Genomic DNA, 16,136 nt, shown 5'->3' with positions numbered 1-16,136 from the left:
GACTTTGACCATGTCTTCCACACCTGAGCAACACACCGTTGCCCTCGTCGGTAATCCAAACAGTGGTAAAACAACGCTTTTCAACGCCCTGACAGGCGAAAACCAGAAAACTGGGAATTACGCCGGCGTCACTGTAAATCTCAAAACGGGAACTTTCCGTAATACCCACGGGCGCAAGATCAACCTCATCGATTTACCCGGTTGCTATTCACTGGATCCCAACTCTCCTGATGAGAAAGTCACCCGTGATTTCCTGAGCGGAGACATTGCTGACCAGCCCGCACCGGAAATCACCGTCTGTGTCTTGGACGCCTCTGCTCTAGAGCGCCATCTCAACCTCGCTCTCGAAGTCATCGAACTCGGTCACCCTGTCGTCATCGCCCTCAATATGGTCGATGTGGCAGAGTCACGAGGTATCCATCTCGATCCCACTATCCTTTCCGAGGAACTTGGTGTACCGGTCGTCCCCATCCAGGCCAACAAAGGCAAAGGCATCGTCGAACTGAAGCAAGCCCTGCGCCTTCCAGCTCCAGCGATACCTGAGACTCGTTGGCAAACCACAGGCACCGACCTCGAGCGCCAGCACGCCCGAACCGCCTTTATCCAGACCATCTGTAACGAGGCGGCTCGCCGTGAAAGCAACGACACTCTCACACTCAGCGACAAGCTGGATGAGTATCTGCTCCACCCATTCACGGGCTGGGCTGCACTCATTTCCATCATGCTTATCGTCTTCTGGTCGATCTTCTCTTTCTCTTCCATCCCGATGGATGCCATCGACGGAGCCTTCGCATCACTCGGCGACACAGTAGCCAATTCCATGCCTGAGGGTGATCTGAACGACCTGATCGTCAATGGAGTCATCGCCGGAGTCGGCGGCACTGTGATCTTCCTACCACAGATCGTCCTCCTCTTCTTCTTTATCGGTCTTCTTGAATCCAGTGGTTACATGGCGCGAGCTGCGTTCCTCATGGACCGCATCATGAATAAAGCGGGACTCTCAGGTAAGGCCTTCCTGCCCCTGCTATCTGCTCACGCCTGCGCCATTCCTGGAGTCATGGCGACCCGCACCATCGACAGCGCCCGCGAGAGATTGATTACCATCCTCATTGCGCCATGGATGTCTTGTTCAGCGCGTCTCCCGGTTTACTTTCTGCTGATTGCCTTACTCTTACCCACTCAGGGCAGCGCGGCCCAGGCTCTCCTGCTATTCTGCATTTACCTGGCTGGCATCGTAACAGCTTTGGTCGCTGCACGCATTTTGCGCACCCGCCTTCCTGACGACGAAGTGGAAAGCCACTTCATGCTAGAGCTTCCTCCTTATCGCGCCCCACAACTCGGCTACCTCTTCCGTCACGTCTTGGACAGAGCCTGGGCATTCCTGAAGAAGGCTGGCTCCGTCATCCTGGTTCTCTCCATTATTCTCTGGGCCTTGCAAACTTTCCCGAAACCAGACGAAGGCAGCCCAGCCGCTGAGGAGCCAGCACTCGCCCTGGAAGAGTCCTACATGGGCCAGCTGGGTCACACCATCGAGCCGGCCTTCAAACCTCTCGGCTATGACTGGCGCACGGCGACTTCTGTTCTCACCTCATTCGCAGCCCGCGAAGTCTTCGTTAGCTCCCTCAAGATCTCCTATTCCATCAGCGAAGACCTGGAGGAAGAAGAGCAGGACACACTGCTACGTGAGCAGCTGTCTGCAGCCACCTGGCCCGATGGAAGCAAGATCTATACACCTCTCACCCTCGTTAGCCTCCTGATCTTCTTCATCTACGCACTACAGTGCCTACCGACTACTGCCGTTGTTCACAGAGAGACCAAGTCACTGAAATGGGCCGCAGGCCAATTAGTTGGCATGTCACTATTTGCCTACTTGGCGGCTCTCTTGGTCTTCCAAGTCGGCTCACTCCTTGGCTTCTCCTAAGTTGCTCAAACTAGTTGCGCCTGAGTCATTCCTGCGTAATCTGAAGCAAGCAAGATATTTTATCCGTGCCATCACAGACCACCATTGCCCTGATCATCGTAGCGCTCGCTGTCATCATTGTCATCTGGCGGGCATACGTGAGCCTCAAGCGCTCTTCCTGCTGCGGCAGCTGCGGATGCAATCTCATGTCTGACAAGGCCAAGAAAAAGATGCTCGCCAAGCGGAAGCAAAAGACTGTCACCAAGCAACAATCCTAAGTCTTGCCTGTCAGACTTGTTGGCTGAAAATTTTAGCCCCGCTGGCACTTCCTGAATACCAGCGAGGCATGACACCACGGACAACAGATCCCGTTTCGTATGTGCTACTTACCTCAAGAGCACGCAAGCATCTTAGCCACTTCCGCCCACACAGCTAACGGTTGCTTGTCATGTTTTAGCGCCATTTTGCTCTAAGATGTCACAATTCACGGAATGCAGTCAAAAGCAACACTTGCCCTCTTTCCATTTTCCCGCTACGCCCTCCTCTGCAGTCGCAACTCAGGTGGCTGACGACGAATAAAGATTTCCAAACACGACTCATCCATGGCCCTGATCGTTCAAAAATATGGCGGTACTTCCGTAGGTTCACTTGACCGTATTCGCAATGTCGCGAACCGCATCAAAAAGCTTCGTGACGAAGGCAACCAGGTGGTTGCCGTAGTTTCAGCGATGGGCGGCGTTACCGACAAGCTGATCGGCATGGCCAAAGAACTCACTGGCGAGCCAGCAGAGCGAGAAATGGATGTACTCCTCTCCACTGGAGAGCAGCAGTCTATCGCCCTCGTCACCATGGCCCTCCATGAACTCGGTGTCGATGCAGCCTCTGTCACAGGCAGACAAGCTGGCATTCGCACCACAGGTTCTCACACACGCGGCAAGATCGACTCCATCGATCCGACCATGATGAACCAATACCTCAGCGAAGGAAAGGTGGTCATCGTTGCCGGCTTCCAAGGCCTGCGTAACGACGACCTGATCCACACCCTGGGGCGTGGCGGCTCAGACCTTACAGCCATCGCGGTCGCCTCCGCAGTCAAAGCAGACCTCTGCCAAATTCTCACCGATGTTGATGGCGTCTACACCTGCGACCCACGAGTCGTGAAGGACGCACGTAAACTCCCTGAAATCTCCTACGACGAAATGCTTGAAATGGCCTCCTCCGGAAGCAAGGTCATGCAATCCCGTTCTGTAGAATTTGCCAAAAAATACGGAGTTATCTTTGAAGTTCGCTCCTCACTCAACGATAATCCCGGAACCATAGTAACCGAAGAACACGATCAAATGGAATCTGTAGTCATTCGCGGCGTCTCGATCGAGCGCTCCCAAGCACGTCTCACCATCACCGGTATTCCGGATGAACCTGGCATGTCCGCTCGCATCCTTGGCTGTCTCGCCGATGCTGAGATCAACATCGACATGATCATCTCAAACATTGCCCACGATGGCATGGCTCGCCATTCCTTCACCATGCACAGCAATGACCTTGGCAAAGCTCAGGCAGCTCTCAAGCCAGTCATCGCGACTCTCCCTGCTAGCAAGATCGAAACGGAGGCCGGTATCGCCAAGCTCTCCTGTGTCGGCATCGGCATGCGCTCTCACTCAGGTGTAGCAGCGAAAATGTTTGAAGCTCTCGGTGAAGCACAAATCAACATTGGCATGATCACGACTTCCGAGATCAAAATCGCCGTTACTGTTGACGAGACTCAAATCGAAGACGCTGCACGCGCTGTCCACACAGCCTTCGAACTCGACAAAGTTCCTAGCAAGTAAGCTTCCCCAATCAGAGCAACTTTACACGCACGCCAGGCATGCTGCTTGGCGTGCTTTTTTGTGCACTCTTAGCTCCAAATCACCTGCCTACACTACCAAACATCTGGGTCACGTAGACTCCTCTTCCATGGCTGGCAGTCCTGACAGCGATTCCTGCATACCGATAGTTGGCTAAAATATTCTTCCGGTGACCTCTGGAGTCCATCCAGCCATCCACCAAAGATGTTGCGATAAGATTCACCTCACGTAGCCCCGCACTCACTCCCACATTTTCTGCCGTCCTATGATAACCCAGCTCGTCTCGAGCAATACTGGCTCGCTCGGCAAAACCATCATGGCTGATAGCTATTCTACCACTGGAATTCGCTTTAGCCGCCATACGGTCACTGTGCTGTTGAGCCAAGAGATCGAGTCCTCGACTCCGGTATAGAGCCGGCAATCCACGAGACAGACGCTCGGAGTTCACCTTGGAAAATAGCTCACTCTCCAACTTTTCTTCAGAGACATGACCTCCTGCTATGACCACTCTGGGGTTCGCATCCTGCACAGTGCATGACGCAAGCAAGCAGGCAAGTACGAGGCTAATAATCAAGGAACAGGTCTTCACAAACGAATACAGTGCTTTTTCTCAGCAAGGAGTTTGGCATGCTCTTTTCTACCACCATAACTTTGCCGGTGAATACTCACCAACAAACCTAAAGCCGCCATCGTGAACACCAGGTTAGTTCCCCCGTAACTGACAAAGGGAAGAGGCAATCCGGTGTTCGGCAGCACGGCCGTAGTCACGCCAATATTCATCATTGCTGGAATCACTATCGCACATGTGAGGCCAATTGCCAGCAAGCGACCAAAAACGTCAGGAGCACGAACCGCGATGGCGATTCCATAAACCGTAATCATGACGAAGCAAAAGACGACTCCGAGTGCAAACCAGAGACCTAGCTCTTCACCAATCACTGGAAAGATAAAGTCGTTGTGTGCCTCTGGGAGGTAGCCATGCTTCTCAGCACCATTACCAAGCCCCAGACCTTCGACCCCTCCGTTACCAAAGGCCAAAAGTGCACGCCATTGCTGGAAACCATACCCAAGCTTGTGTTCCTCCAGATCTAAAAACGCCATGATGCGGTTCCATCGGTTCTCATTCATACGAACCAGCACATAGAAACCAGCCAGCGCCACACCGCAACTCGGTATCAAGTAGCGGAGACGCGTACCGGCAATAAACAATAAGGCAACACCTGCGGCACCTAAGCCAGCCGCCGTACCCATATCTTTTTCAAAGAAGATCAACAGAATAGGCACCGCTAAAATGGCCATCGGAATAGCAAAGCCCTTCCAGAACTTGCGAGTCTCAGCTTGGTGATGGGCGAACCAAGCCGCAAGGCCCATCATAATCGCTATCTTCGCAACCTCAGATGGCTGAAACTGCCCTACTAGAGGCACAACAATCCAGCGAGATTCCCCTTTAATTTCACGGGCAATACCCGGCACGTAACAAAGAATCAGAAGAAGAGTCGCAAACCCGTACAGGGGTACAATCCATTTTCTGAATCTTCGATAGTCAATCATCGCCAGAGTCGTGGCTCCGACGACTCCAACCAGCATCCACATACTCTGCTTTCTGAGATGCGAATATTGCTGGCCATCATCTTCCATCCAGACACTCACCGAAGCAAGCATCACCAAACCTAGTACAATGAGTCCAGCAGCAGCTACACAAAGAAAAATTCCATTGCGTCGGTCTGCAAAAGCTGACTGCTTAGGCGTCATTGTCTTAGTTTGCTGGAATGATCAGTTTATCTCCCACCTTGAGCTTACGTGGGTCACTCAGGCCATTGAGCTTGAGTAGCTCATCCTGACTTACGTGAAACTTCTGGGAAATGCGCCAGACGGTGTCTCCACTCTGAACAACGTAAGACCCATTAGAAGCTACTGGCTCGGCCACCGGAATCGCTCTAGGAATATTTGGTCTACCTCTAGGTGTCACCAAAACAGCTTTTGGCGTCTCTTCCACATTTTCCACTGGGAGTGCCCCGACAGGTGGACGCTCAGAGACAGCCACCTCGCGGGCGTTATCATCTAACTGAACAGCTCCCTGGTTAGCAACTGCTGGAGCCACATTGCTGATCTTATTCTCAGGAATAGTAAGCCTCACACCAGCTCGCAGGATCATGTCATTGTTTAGCTTTCTCAGCTCATTGACATCCACTCCATGCCTGGCAGCAAAAGCTTCATAAGTATCTCCAGTGTGGACAAAAGCCGTATCCAGCTTTGTATTCACTTTAGAAATATCAACACTGGCAGGAGCAGCCTCTTCTACAGTAGCAAGCTCTCTATCATTCCATTGTGTACCTATAAAGATGGCGGCGATGGCCACCACATGCAGAGCCAGGATCACAGTAAGTGCACGTCCTACTCCTACGTTAGGCACGTCTTGGTCCAGACTATCCGCTGTGGCCGCGGCACTAACCCGCTGCTTACGGCGAGTCATCTTGGCTTGAAGAACGCGAAAGCCTTTCTTCGTTTGCCTTTTGGTCTGTAGTCTATCGTCTTTCATTTTGCTTGGTTCGGTGGGTTATTCTTTGAGCAATTATTTGAGTGCATGTACGAGTTCCCGGAACTGATCCCCGCGGTCCTCGTACCCTTTGAATTGATCGAATGATGAGGTTCCTGGAGAGAGTAACACGGCATCACCAGGCTTCGCTAACAGCCGAGCCTCGGCCACAGCCTCATCTAAATTATTTACGCGCTTCGTCGACACGGCCTTGCTAAATACTTCAGCTAATTCATCCGCAATCTCACCATACACGACAGCACTGTGGGCGTGCTTACTGAGACGTCCAATGATTTCTGAATAATCGAGACCTTTCTGCTTACCGCCTGCGATCAAGACCACCGGTCTGGTCTGCGATCTCAAAGCACTATCTAAAGCATGCAAGTTCGTTGCCTTCGAATCATTAAGATACTCTACGCCATCTAGTGTGCGAATCAGCTCACATCGATGCAGTGGCGGAGCAAACCCTGCGAGGGCTTCACTAACTGCACCCAAACTAACACCCGCACAGCGACACGCAGCAAGAGCAGCCATGGCATTCTCAGCATTGTGCAAGCCACGCAATTTGGTAACGGACAAGTCGAGCAGTTTCTCACCACGGAAGGTGATCCAACCATTCTCCAGCGCATAATCTGACGGCTCATCTTCCGTGGTAAAGCTAACCACAGATGATTTGAGTTCACCCAGGTCCTCACCTGCACGAACCACCGCGAAATCGCTTTCGGTCTGGTTTTCGAAAATCCTGCGTTTGGCATTGAAGTAATCTTCGATCGCCGTGTAACGGTCCATGTGATCGGCTGAGAAATTCAACCAAATGGCCACATCTGGCTTAAACTCTACGATCGTCTCCATCTGGAAGGAACTCACCTCGAGGGCTACGGACTGAGGCACTTCATCCATCATTACGATTTCAGAGAACGGCACCCCATAATTACCGCAAGGCTCACAGCTAACCCCACCGGAACGCATAATCTTGGCCACGAGTTCAGTCGTGGTCGTTTTTCCATTGGTTCCCGTGATGGCAATGATCTTGCCACGATAAAAGCGATAGGCCAATTCCGTCTCGCCGATCACCTCACCAGCTTGCTCTGAGAACGCCTTTACATAGGAGCCAAACGTATCAATGCCAGGTGAGACCACAAGTATATCAGACTGCGTCTCCTTACCATACGCCTCATCTGCCTCGGGCTGGATTTTCACCCCCTCGGGCATCCCCTGAAAACTTGCTTCACCGGCAGCATCGCACACAAGAACTTCAGCCCCGGCTTGCTGTGCAAGACGGGCTGCAGCCCGACCACTGCGGCCGGCTCCCAGTACGGTGATTTTCTTACCTGCTAACATTAGAGAATTTTCAGTGAAGCTAGACCGAGAAGCGCACAGAGAATGGAGATAATCCAGAAGCGGATAATCACCTGACTCTCATGCCAGCCTCGAAGTTCGAAGTGATGATGGATGGGAGCCATCGCAAAGATACGCTTCTTACGCAGCTTAAAACTACCCACCTGTAACATCACGGACATCGCCTCCATCACGAAGACCCACCCGATCACGACTAACAAAATCTCCTGCTTGGTACAGATCGCAGCAGTGCCCAAGGCTCCACCAATCGCCAAGGACCCGGTATCCCCCATGAATACTTTTGCAGGGTGGCAGTTGAACCAGAGGAAGCCAAAGGCTGCCCCCACCAGACTGGCCAGCACCACGGTAAGTTCACCTAATAGTGGGTTGTAGGGAATGTGCAGGTAGTCATACCCCATGATCACGTTACCTCCAAGGTAGGCTATCAAGGCATACGCCATGGCTGTCGTAATCGTACAACCAGTGGCCAAGCCATCCAGACCGTCTGTAAGGTTCACCGCGTTTGAAGTCCCGATGATCACCAACACAAAGAAGGGAATGGCAAGATACCAGAGATTGAACAAAGGCTTCTTGTAGAGCGGGAAAGTAATCTCGCCCGCCTTGAGCTGCTGAGGCTTTTTATCGACCTTCATCCAGTAGCCACTAACTCCCTTCAGCGGAAGCTCCGCCTTGGATTCTATCGGATTTGTCTCACTACTCACCTGCTCGGTAATGACTTCCTTTTGAGCCACCACTTGACCAGCTGTACCGGTCACCTCAGGCTTGAAGAACAAGAAGGCAGCAGCAGCGATGGCGATTCCACATTGCCACGCCAGCTTACCACGGGCGCTCACCCCATCAGACTTCTTCTGCTTCACTTTCGTGTAGTCATCCAGGAAGCCTAACAAACCAAGTCCCAGCATCACAAACATCGTTACTGCGACAAACGGGTTGAGTGGTCTACCACATAAGAAAACCGCGATAGTGACGGTTGCCAAAATAAGTACTCCACCCATGGTAGGAGTTCCTGCCTTTGCTCCATGCAGCTCGTTGAGCTTGTGCACCTCTTCTGCAGAGCGAATCGGCTGACCCACTTTGAGGGAAATCAATTTACGGATGATTCGAGGCCCCATGGCCAACGACAGGCAGAAGGTAGCCAAACAAGCCAAGATGGCCCGCACGGTAATGTACTGCAAGATATTCAAGAAGCTGAAAGTCTCAGCCCAATCAGCTCCAGCTTCTGAGGCTTCATGCCACCATTCGTAAATTGTATATAACATTGATTATTTGTTAGGAAAAGCTTCATGCATCACGCGCTCCATAGCGGCAGCGCGACTGCCTTTAAATAGTACCGCGTCACCCGCGACGCATTTTTCCTGCAACCATTTCGCTGCAGATTCTGTTGTATTAAAATGACTGGCCTCTCCGCCCTTGCTGGCAGCACCTTCGGAAATAGCCAAGGCCTGATCACCAACAGTCAGAACAATCAAGCCCCTATCAGCAGCAAGCTCACCAACCTCACGGTGGGCATTATCCGCATGATTACCGAGCTCAGCCATCTGCCCCAGCACCACATAACGGTGGGAACTCGGCGTGACTTTGACTTCGGACAGAGTTTCGATAGCCGCCTTCATGGACTCAGGGTTCGCATTGTAGGTGTCATCAAAGACTGTGACTCCACCGGAGTCGAAGGTTCTCAGGCGGCCACTTGTCAGGTTCACACTATTCAGGCCCTTGGCGATCTCCTCTTTGCTCATTCCCAGCGCGTATCCTGCACCCGCTGCCAAAAGAGCATTGGAAATCATGTGGCGTCCCACCACGGGAATCTTGACTCGTATAGGCTCCTCCTCATCGACGATGAGAGAAAATTCCGACCCAGTGTTATCCATCTTCAGATCTTCTGCTCGGACTAGTCCGCGACCATTGCCCACCACAATCGTCCTGGCTTTGGTCCTACTGCGGAAATACTCAGCGAAATCGCAGGCAGCAGACACAAGAAGAACTCCATCGTTCCCCAGCGCTCTGGCAAGTTCACCTTTCTCCTCAGCGATCGCCTCGCGGGATCCCATGTACTCGATGTGCGCCGTTCCGATATTGGTAATGATACCGATGCGTGGATGGGCAATACTGCATAGCGGTGCAATCTCACCGGGATGGTTCATTCCCATCTCCAGCACACAGACCTGATGATGTTCCTCAGTGTTGAGCACCGTGAGAGGCAGGCCGATGTGGTTATTGAGATTTCCCTTTGTAGCGTTGACTGAGAATTTCTGCTCAAGCACAGCCCGGGTGAAATCCTTCGTAGATGTCTTCCCGTTAGATCCAGTGATACCGATCACCTCGACATCAAGTGTCCTGCGGTACCAGGACGCCAATGCCTGCAGAGCTGTCAGCGCATCCTCGACAATGATCACTGCGCAGCCACCGGCATTAAATCCTTCCGGTACTCTCTCTACAATAATGGCTGTCGCCTGCTTCTCGACAGCCTGATCCAGAAAATCATGAGCATCGAAACGCTCACCTTTGAGCGCAAAGAACGCGGCCCCTTCACCCAAGCTTCTCGTATCTGTAGATACCGAAGTGATCTCCGCACTCGGATCCCCGCAGTGCAGGGTACCGTGAACGGCTTCAACTATTTGGGCTATCGGGGTCTTTTTCATGACGGTTTAACGCTTATCGTTCTTCGGTGCTGGTCTATCTCTGAGAGCCCAGCGAGCTACCTGTCGGTCATCAAAATCAATTTTGTCGTCTGCAAATTGCTGATAGGTTTCATGCCCTTTGCCAGCAATGAGCACCACATCACCTTTGTCTGCGATATTCACGGCAGCACGGATGGCCTCCTCACGATCGGCAATCACTCGGTACTGCTTGTTTTTCATCCCCTTCTCGATCATCGCAATGATGTCTTCAGGATTCTCGGAACGCGGATTATCTGAAGTAATCAGACAAATATTTGAATTCTCAGAAGCCACTTCACCCATCAATGGGCGTTTCTTCTGATCCCTATCTCCACCACAGCCAAATACCGTGATCAGTCGATTAGGCTCGAGCTCTTTGAGAGTCGTACAAACATTCTGCAGCGCATCTGGTGTGTGTGCGTAATCCACGAACACACTGAAGCCTTCCTTGAAACCAACCAGCTCCATACGACCAGGCACCTGCGGAGCCTCAGCCATCGCTTGGACCGCATCACGCACTTTGACACCCACTGCCGCACAAGACGCAATCGCAGCCAAGGCATTGTAGACATTGAAGCGCCCGATCAGTGGCGTTCTCACCAAAAATGATTTACCGCGATTATCCAGCTGGAACTCTGTCCCCTGCATTGTCTGGCGAATCTTGCTCGCCTTGAAATCGCAGTGAGCTCCCATCCCATAGGTAGTCACCTTGATTTGATCACCCAATTCCTTCACGAGGCTCTCGCCATGGCGATCATCGAGATTGATCACAGCCACTGGCTTTTTCTTACCCTCCTGCATCTTCAACTGGGCGAAGAGACGTTTCTTGGCACCGAAGTAAGCCTCCATGCTGCCATGGTAATCGAGATGGTCCTGCGTCAGGTTGGTGAATACCGCGGCGTCAAACTGAACACCTTCCACACGGTTCTGCTCGATACCGTGAGAACTCACTTCCATGGCTACACCACGACACTCATTATCCACCATAGACTTGAGCGCCTTCTGCAGCTCGACGGGCCCAGGCGTGGTATGCGTAGCATCCACTTCCTCGATCCCATCGTGAAACTTTACTGTCCCCATCAGACCAGCACGACGAAGCACCGTCTGCATAATATGGTGTGCGAGGTAAGTTGTCGTCGTCTTACCATTGGTGCCAGTCACTCCGATTACTTTTAGGCTCGCGGATGGCTGCCCTTGTAAGGCATTTGCAAGACTGGCGAGCGCCAAACGAGAATTTTTCACATGAATCCATGTGCAATCATTGCCCCACCGCTCATCAGGAGCGATCTCGGCAACAATAGCTACGGCCCCGGCCTCAACTGCCTGGCTGATGTACTTGTGCCCGTCGGACTCATTACCCCGGATGGCAACAAAGATGAAACCCTCCTTTACTTCGCGACTGTCAGAGGTCACGTCGATAGCGGATTTACCCAGGTCACCAGAGGCAACCGACTTCGGCAGATAGGATGTTAATTCACGTAAAGTCATTGCGTTCTTGTCACTGTTTCTTGGACAGGTTCTGTAGGTATTAAATTCATGTGAGCGGCAACTCTTTTTGCAGTCTCACGCCAAATTGGTGCAGCAATCGTTCCTCCGTAGCGCTTCACCTCGTTTGTCTGAGGGTCATCGATTACCACTACACAAACAAAGGCAGGGTCTTCCGCTGGTAACATTCCTGCAAAAGACACGGTATAGCGGCCCTCGAGGTAGCCCCCGTTTACTGGATCATGCTTTACGGCGGTACCTGTTTTACCACCTGCGGTAAATCCTGGAACAGCTGCTTGTGTAGCGGTTCCTCCTTTCTGTGTCACTGTCGCCAAAGCCCGCCTCATGTCGGAAGCTGTTTTCTCACTGATCACCCTACGGATTACCTCAGACTGCCTTTCTTCGATCACGATCCCAGCGTTCGTATCGATGGATTTCACAATACGCGGACGCATGAGCTTTCCACCATTGGCGAGAACACAGTAGGCATTGGCAACCTGCAGGGGAGTCACACTCACCGCATACCCGTACGAGACACGAGAAAAGTCCACCAGATTTCCTGTATCACGGAGCAACCCCTGACTCTCCCCCGCAAGGCTCACATCTGTTTTTTTCCCGAAGCCAAATGCAGCTGCATAATCGAAAAACTTCTCCCTGCCAGTCATCTTCGCCAAAGTGTATGCCCCTGGATTGGATGATTTCTGCAAAACTTTCCATACCGGCAAATCACCATAGGGATGATGGTCCGGTACACGAACCTTTCCATCAATCATGTTACCCCAGTGACAAAAGATCTCCGTATCATAATTCACCACACCCTCATTCAGAGCTGAAGCGGCAGCCACCACCTTAAATGTAGATCCTGGCTCATAGATCGCTTGCAAAGCATAGTTAAACCCATACTCCGCCACACCTTCGCGGTTGTTGAGGTTGAAATGAGGCCTGCTGGCCATCGCTAAAATCTCTCCTGTGTGTGGGTCCATCAGCACAATACATCCCTTCACTCCCTGGAATTCGGCCATTCCCTTATCGAGTTCCTCCTCGCAGATCGCTTGAAGCCCCATATCCAAAGTTAGCTTCACATTCTTACCATTCTTTGGAGGCAGCGTACTTCCCTTGTGGGCTGGCATGACCATCCCGGTGATATCCCTCATCTCCTTACGATAACCATTCTTTCCAGAGAGGTATTCATCCAGGGATCTTTCGATACCCGCCATACCATGGCCTTCATGATCCACATATCCAGTAAGATGTGTCGCTAGCCACGGGGAGGTGTAATAGCGCTTCACCGACTCATGGAACCTGAAACCCTGAATGTAGCGCTCGCTGATCAGCTCATCCAACAACGTCGCCAGCTCAGCAGGCAGATCCTTGTAGATGATTTTATCCTTGGGCTTAGAATCCAGTGAGCCGATCTTGTCTTTGAGCTCTTCTCGACTCATGCCCAATGGTCGAAACAACATATCAATCGCATACTCCAGATGCTCACTGACTATCTCAGTGGTATCCATCTCGGCGAGAATCTTCCTGCTTTTGATATTAATCTTATGCTTCCGCTTTTCTGCATCCCAGAGATTCCACTCCGGGTCGCTCATCAGCTCACGGCAGGCCAGCCCTTTGGCTGCGATGCGTGGATCCTCGAGGTGATACTTGTCCACCATGACCGACTGGGTGCGAATCGTACGCGCGATGATTTCATCGTTACGATCCAGAAGCACCCCACGCTCCGCCATGAGTTCGTAAGTGCGCTCATAGGATCTGCCCGCCTTCTCTGCGTAAAGAGTACGATTGACCACCTGCAGGTTGACCAATCGCACCGACAACAAACTAAGCCCGGCTACAATGACCAGGCATAGAATGAGAGAACGACTTTGGGCAGTTTTATCCATTCATCAAGGCGTCGACACGGCGACTGCATCGCCAGATCCGGTGGCAGGTTCGACTACCTCCACTACTTGCGGGGGGATAGAACAGAGCTCCGAACCTCTCTCAGAGAGTTCGTTCCGGATAAGGTGCCTGTTCAACTTACGATCTTTGTTTACCAGGATGAGCTTAGTCTGCTCCTGAATTTCCTCGATGTGTCTCTGAGTCTCATCAATCTCACGAGCTACTTCCACCTGACGGTTTTTGACATAAGCATGCATCACGCCAGCAACAGCAAGCATGAATGCGGCTCCGATCAGAATCACAACATGGGAAGCTCCAAAGGTATTTGCTTGAGAACGTCTCTTGTTCATTGTCTTTAATGGTAATTGGTTAAATTCGTTCAGCGACACGCAACACGGCACTACGTGAGCGGGCGTTTCGCTTGACCTCTTGATCCGAGGGCTTCACCGGCTTGCGGGTAAGCTCGCGGAACGCGAAGTCAGGGTTTGGTTTAGGTTCCGGCCATTCAGGCCTATCGATCTCCTCTTTCGAGGTAGCCTTGATAAATCTTTTCACCATGCGGTCCTCCAAGCTATGGAAGCTGATCACGCAGAGGCGACCGCCACTAGCCAGCAGGTCTGCTGAGGTATCGAGTAACTCACGTAGAGCCCCCAGCTCATCATTCACCTCAATCCTGAGCGCTTGAAACACCTTGGTGGCAGGATGAATCTTCTTACCGTGACGAGGGATCAGTTTCTCGATGCTGTCCGCTAACTGGGTCGTGGTGACATAGGGCTGTTTCTGCCTTTCCTGGCAGATGTGACGGGCAATCTTTCGCGATGCGCGTTCATCTCCATACTCCCAGAAAATGCGAGCCAATTCTTGCTCTTCCCAGCTGTTTACGATGTCTGCAGCAGTTAGTGGAGAAGATGGCCCCATCCTCATATCCAGTGGTCCTTCTTTAGAGAAAGAGAACCCTCGCTCATCACTGTCAAATTGACGTGACGAAACTCCCAGATCCACAAGGACCCCGTCCACTTTCTCAATGCCTCTGGCATTCATCAGTTTCAGGGCATCACGGAAGTTGCCTTCCACCGGCTGAAAACGCTCACCGAATCGAGCCAGACGTTTACTTGCATGCTCGAGAGCCTCCGGATCACGATCAATGCCGTAAACCGCAGCGCCACTCTCCAGCATCTTTTCAGTGTGACCGCCACCTCCGAGTGTACCATCCACAAGCACTCTGCCCTCAGCTGGTGCCATGAAGTGTACCGACTCTTCGAGAAGCACTGTTTCGTGATAATAAGGCACCTCGGAATCGGTACCACTCACCCCATTTGCTCCTTCCGCGCAGAGCCAAGAATTCTCTGAACAGGAAATCATTGGATTGCCTGCCCCGGCGATGGCCATGGCTGGTAGAAATTTGAGCTTCATTGTTTTTGCTCCGTCTGGGGATGATAAAGATCAGAAGATGCCCATGTCCGCGTTGAGCTTGGCGATTTCCTCGTCCTCGCGAACACGCATCTCGTGGTAGTAATCTGGCTTCACGATCTCGAAGTAGGTGCCCCGCCCCACCAAGGAGGCCGGACCATCCGGCTCGAGACCAACCATCTCACATAGTGCTTTCGGAATCGGAAGCTTCCCCTGCGGGTTCAGCTTCGTCTTCTGGCTATCAGAGAAGAGTCTTCCTCTCATCAGCTGCCTTTGAGCATGAGACCACTCCGTGCGCTCATCCACTTGTGCCAGCAAGCTCGCAAACTCTTGGTCTGTCAGGACCTTGAGGATCGGCTTCTCGTACTTCGTGGAGCGCAGCAAACGTAACGTCCCACTCCCAGCCGACACTCGCCAATCGGACGGCACCGACACCCGGCATTTGGGGTCGAGCTTATGTTCATACACCCCCTCCAGGGTATGTTCATACGTCCTCATGGCTGTGTCTTTTAGCTCGGAAGCACACATACATACACTTTAGTACACTTTGATGTCAACCGCGAAATCGATTGCTTCTAAGAGTTTTACAAAAATACTTACGATTCCCGCTAAATCCTTTAGCTACACTTGATTCAAGCGGGTGTACTAACAAACTACCCGAAATCACCCCTCAAACAGACACCTCAAGCCCTACACGTATACAATTGATTAAAATTCAAGGACCTGTTACATTGTGTACTAGAGAAACACCCCAAAAAAGTATGAATCTACCTCAATTCACCAAATCGGAGCGAGACAGGGTAGCTGCCGTGCTCAGCGTGATTCCCGGACTGGGACACATCTACAAGCATCACTACCTATCAGGCTTTGGAATCTTGATAGGCGGTAACCTGCTGATGCTTTTCATCGCTGGTTGGCTTTCACTAGCCACCTTTGGCGTATCCCTACTCCTAGTACCCGCACTCTACTGGGCGGCCGTCATAGCCAGCGCTTACTACCTGGAAGACTGGCATGGCATGCACGACTACCTGCATCCTTGGAAAAAACACCACTAG

The 16,136-nt window shown here is 51.9% G+C and carries 15 protein-coding genes; 4 read left to right on the top strand and 11 right to left on the bottom strand.

Annotated elements, in window-relative coordinates:
- Nucleotides 1-10 precede the first annotated feature (10 nt).
- The 3 genes from feoB (at nt 11) to BUB27_RS15220 (ending at nt 3,729) form a co-directional block, all read left to right on the top strand.
- Nucleotides 11-1,921, top strand: coding sequence for a ferrous iron transport protein B (gene feoB / locus BUB27_RS15230; protein ID WP_143184718.1), 1,911 nt, complete (start codon nt 11-13; stop codon nt 1,919-1,921).
- Nucleotides 1,922-1,986: 65 nt separating this feature from the next.
- On the top strand, nt 1,987-2,178 hold the full coding sequence (locus BUB27_RS15225) for a hypothetical protein (protein WP_143184717.1): 192 nt from the start codon (nt 1,987-1,989) through the stop codon (nt 2,176-2,178).
- 324 nt (nt 2,179-2,502) lie between these two features.
- On the top strand, nt 2,503-3,729 hold the full coding sequence (locus BUB27_RS15220; RefSeq protein ID WP_143184716.1) for an aspartate kinase: 1,227 nt from the start codon (nt 2,503-2,505) through the stop codon (nt 3,727-3,729).
- Nucleotides 3,730-3,808: 79 nt separating this feature from the next.
- On the opposite strand, the gene BUB27_RS15215 is transcribed toward BUB27_RS15220, so the two are convergent.
- The 11 genes from BUB27_RS15215 to BUB27_RS15165 are packed head-to-tail and all read right to left on the bottom strand — an operon-like array spanning nt 3,809 to nt 15,579.
- On the bottom strand, nt 3,809-4,336 hold the full coding sequence (locus BUB27_RS15215) for a CAP domain-containing protein (protein WP_159434995.1): 528 nt from the start codon (nt 4,334-4,336) through the stop codon (nt 3,809-3,811).
- Nucleotides 4,333-5,499, bottom strand: coding sequence for an FtsW/RodA/SpoVE family cell cycle protein (locus tag BUB27_RS15210; RefSeq protein WP_143184714.1), 1,167 nt, complete (start codon nt 5,497-5,499; stop codon nt 4,333-4,335). The genes BUB27_RS15215 and BUB27_RS15210 overlap by 4 nt, the downstream gene beginning before the upstream one ends.
- Nucleotides 5,500-5,503: 4 nt before the next feature.
- Nucleotides 5,504-6,286 (bottom strand): LysM peptidoglycan-binding domain-containing protein, encoded by a 783-nt coding sequence (locus tag BUB27_RS15205; RefSeq protein WP_143184713.1) that lies wholly within the window; start codon nt 6,284-6,286, stop codon nt 5,504-5,506.
- 33 nt (nt 6,287-6,319) lie between these two features.
- On the bottom strand, nt 6,320-7,624 hold the full coding sequence (gene murD, locus BUB27_RS15200; RefSeq protein WP_143184712.1) for a UDP-N-acetylmuramoyl-L-alanine--D-glutamate ligase: 1,305 nt from the start codon (nt 7,622-7,624) through the stop codon (nt 6,320-6,322).
- A complete protein-coding gene (mraY, locus tag BUB27_RS15195) occupies nt 7,624-8,901 on the bottom strand; it encodes a phospho-N-acetylmuramoyl-pentapeptide-transferase (protein ID WP_143184711.1) in 1,278 nt (425 codons plus the stop codon). Before mraY ends, murD begins: the two co-directional genes overlap by 1 nt.
- 3 nt (nt 8,902-8,904) lie before the next feature.
- Nucleotides 8,905-10,281 carry a UDP-N-acetylmuramoyl-tripeptide--D-alanyl-D-alanine ligase gene (locus BUB27_RS15190; protein WP_143184710.1) on the bottom strand — a complete coding sequence of 459 codons (1,377 nt, stop codon included), beginning with the start codon at nt 10,279-10,281 and terminating at the stop codon, nt 8,905-8,907.
- Between the two features lie 6 nt (nt 10,282-10,287).
- Nucleotides 10,288-11,787: a UDP-N-acetylmuramoyl-L-alanyl-D-glutamate--2,6-diaminopimelate ligase gene (locus BUB27_RS15185; RefSeq protein WP_143184709.1), complete on the bottom strand. Its 1,500-nt coding sequence runs from the start codon at nt 11,785-11,787 to the stop codon at nt 10,288-10,290.
- Nucleotides 11,784-13,673 carry a peptidoglycan D,D-transpeptidase FtsI family protein gene (locus BUB27_RS15180; protein ID WP_143184708.1) on the bottom strand — a complete coding sequence of 630 codons (1,890 nt, stop codon included), beginning with the start codon at nt 13,671-13,673 and terminating at the stop codon, nt 11,784-11,786. Before BUB27_RS15180 ends, BUB27_RS15185 begins: the two co-directional genes overlap by 4 nt.
- A 3-nt stretch (nt 13,674-13,676) precedes the next feature.
- Nucleotides 13,677-14,021, bottom strand: a complete 345-nt coding sequence (locus BUB27_RS15175; protein ID WP_143184707.1) for a hypothetical protein — start codon at nt 14,019-14,021, stop codon at nt 13,677-13,679.
- A gap of 19 nt (nt 14,022-14,040) precedes the next feature.
- Nucleotides 14,041-15,084, bottom strand: a complete 1,044-nt coding sequence (gene rsmH / locus BUB27_RS15170) for a 16S rRNA (cytosine(1402)-N(4))-methyltransferase RsmH (RefSeq protein WP_234991769.1) — start codon at nt 15,082-15,084, stop codon at nt 14,041-14,043.
- A gap of 30 nt (nt 15,085-15,114) precedes the next feature.
- Nucleotides 15,115-15,579 (bottom strand): division/cell wall cluster transcriptional repressor MraZ, encoded by a 465-nt coding sequence (locus BUB27_RS15165; RefSeq protein ID WP_143184706.1) that lies wholly within the window; start codon nt 15,577-15,579, stop codon nt 15,115-15,117.
- 263 nt (nt 15,580-15,842) lie between these two features.
- Here BUB27_RS15165 and BUB27_RS15160 point away from each other — a divergent pair, with 263 nt between their 5' ends.
- Nucleotides 15,843-16,136, top strand: coding sequence for a hypothetical protein (locus BUB27_RS15160; RefSeq protein WP_143184705.1), 294 nt, complete (start codon nt 15,843-15,845; stop codon nt 16,134-16,136).

The organism is Rubritalea squalenifaciens DSM 18772 (assembly GCF_900141815.1).
GTDB lineage: Bacteria > Verrucomicrobiota > Verrucomicrobiia > Verrucomicrobiales > Akkermansiaceae > Rubritalea > Rubritalea squalenifaciens.
Note: the sequence above shows the minus strand (reverse complement) of the source record. Positions and strands in the feature narration are given on the sequence as shown.

Excerpts from the sequence above, each read along its gene's own strand:
- BUB27_RS15210 (WP_143184714.1), bottom strand. The coding sequence starts at position 5,499 with ATGACGCCTAAGCAGTCAGCTTTTGCAGACCGACGCAATGGAATTTTT.
- feoB (WP_143184718.1), top strand. The coding sequence starts at position 11 with ATGTCTTCCACACCTGAGCAACACACCGTTGCCCTCGTCGGTAATCCA.
- mraY (WP_143184711.1), bottom strand. The coding sequence starts at position 8,901 with ATGTTATATACAATTTACGAATGGTGGCATGAAGCCTCAGAAGCTGGA.
- rsmH (WP_234991769.1), bottom strand. The coding sequence starts at position 15,084 with ATGAAGCTCAAATTTCTACCAGCCATGGCCATCGCCGGGGCAGGCAAT.
- BUB27_RS15185 (WP_143184709.1), bottom strand. The coding sequence starts at position 11,787 with ATGACTTTACGTGAATTAACATCCTATCTGCCGAAGTCGGTTGCCTCT.
- BUB27_RS15165 (WP_143184706.1), bottom strand. The coding sequence starts at position 15,579 with ATGAGGACGTATGAACATACCCTGGAGGGGGTGTATGAACATAAGCTC.
- BUB27_RS15220 (WP_143184716.1), top strand. The coding sequence starts at position 2,503 with ATGGCCCTGATCGTTCAAAAATATGGCGGTACTTCCGTAGGTTCACTT.
- BUB27_RS15175 (WP_143184707.1), bottom strand. The coding sequence starts at position 14,021 with ATGAACAAGAGACGTTCTCAAGCAAATACCTTTGGAGCTTCCCATGTT.
- murD (WP_143184712.1), bottom strand. The coding sequence starts at position 7,624 with ATGTTAGCAGGTAAGAAAATCACCGTACTGGGAGCCGGCCGCAGTGGT.
- BUB27_RS15205 (WP_143184713.1), bottom strand. The coding sequence starts at position 6,286 with ATGAAAGACGATAGACTACAGACCAAAAGGCAAACGAAGAAAGGCTTT.
- BUB27_RS15190 (WP_143184710.1), bottom strand. The coding sequence starts at position 10,281 with ATGAAAAAGACCCCGATAGCCCAAATAGTTGAAGCCGTTCACGGTACC.
- BUB27_RS15180 (WP_143184708.1), bottom strand. The coding sequence starts at position 13,673 with ATGGATAAAACTGCCCAAAGTCGTTCTCTCATTCTATGCCTGGTCATT.
- BUB27_RS15160 (WP_143184705.1), top strand. The coding sequence starts at position 15,843 with ATGAATCTACCTCAATTCACCAAATCGGAGCGAGACAGGGTAGCTGCC.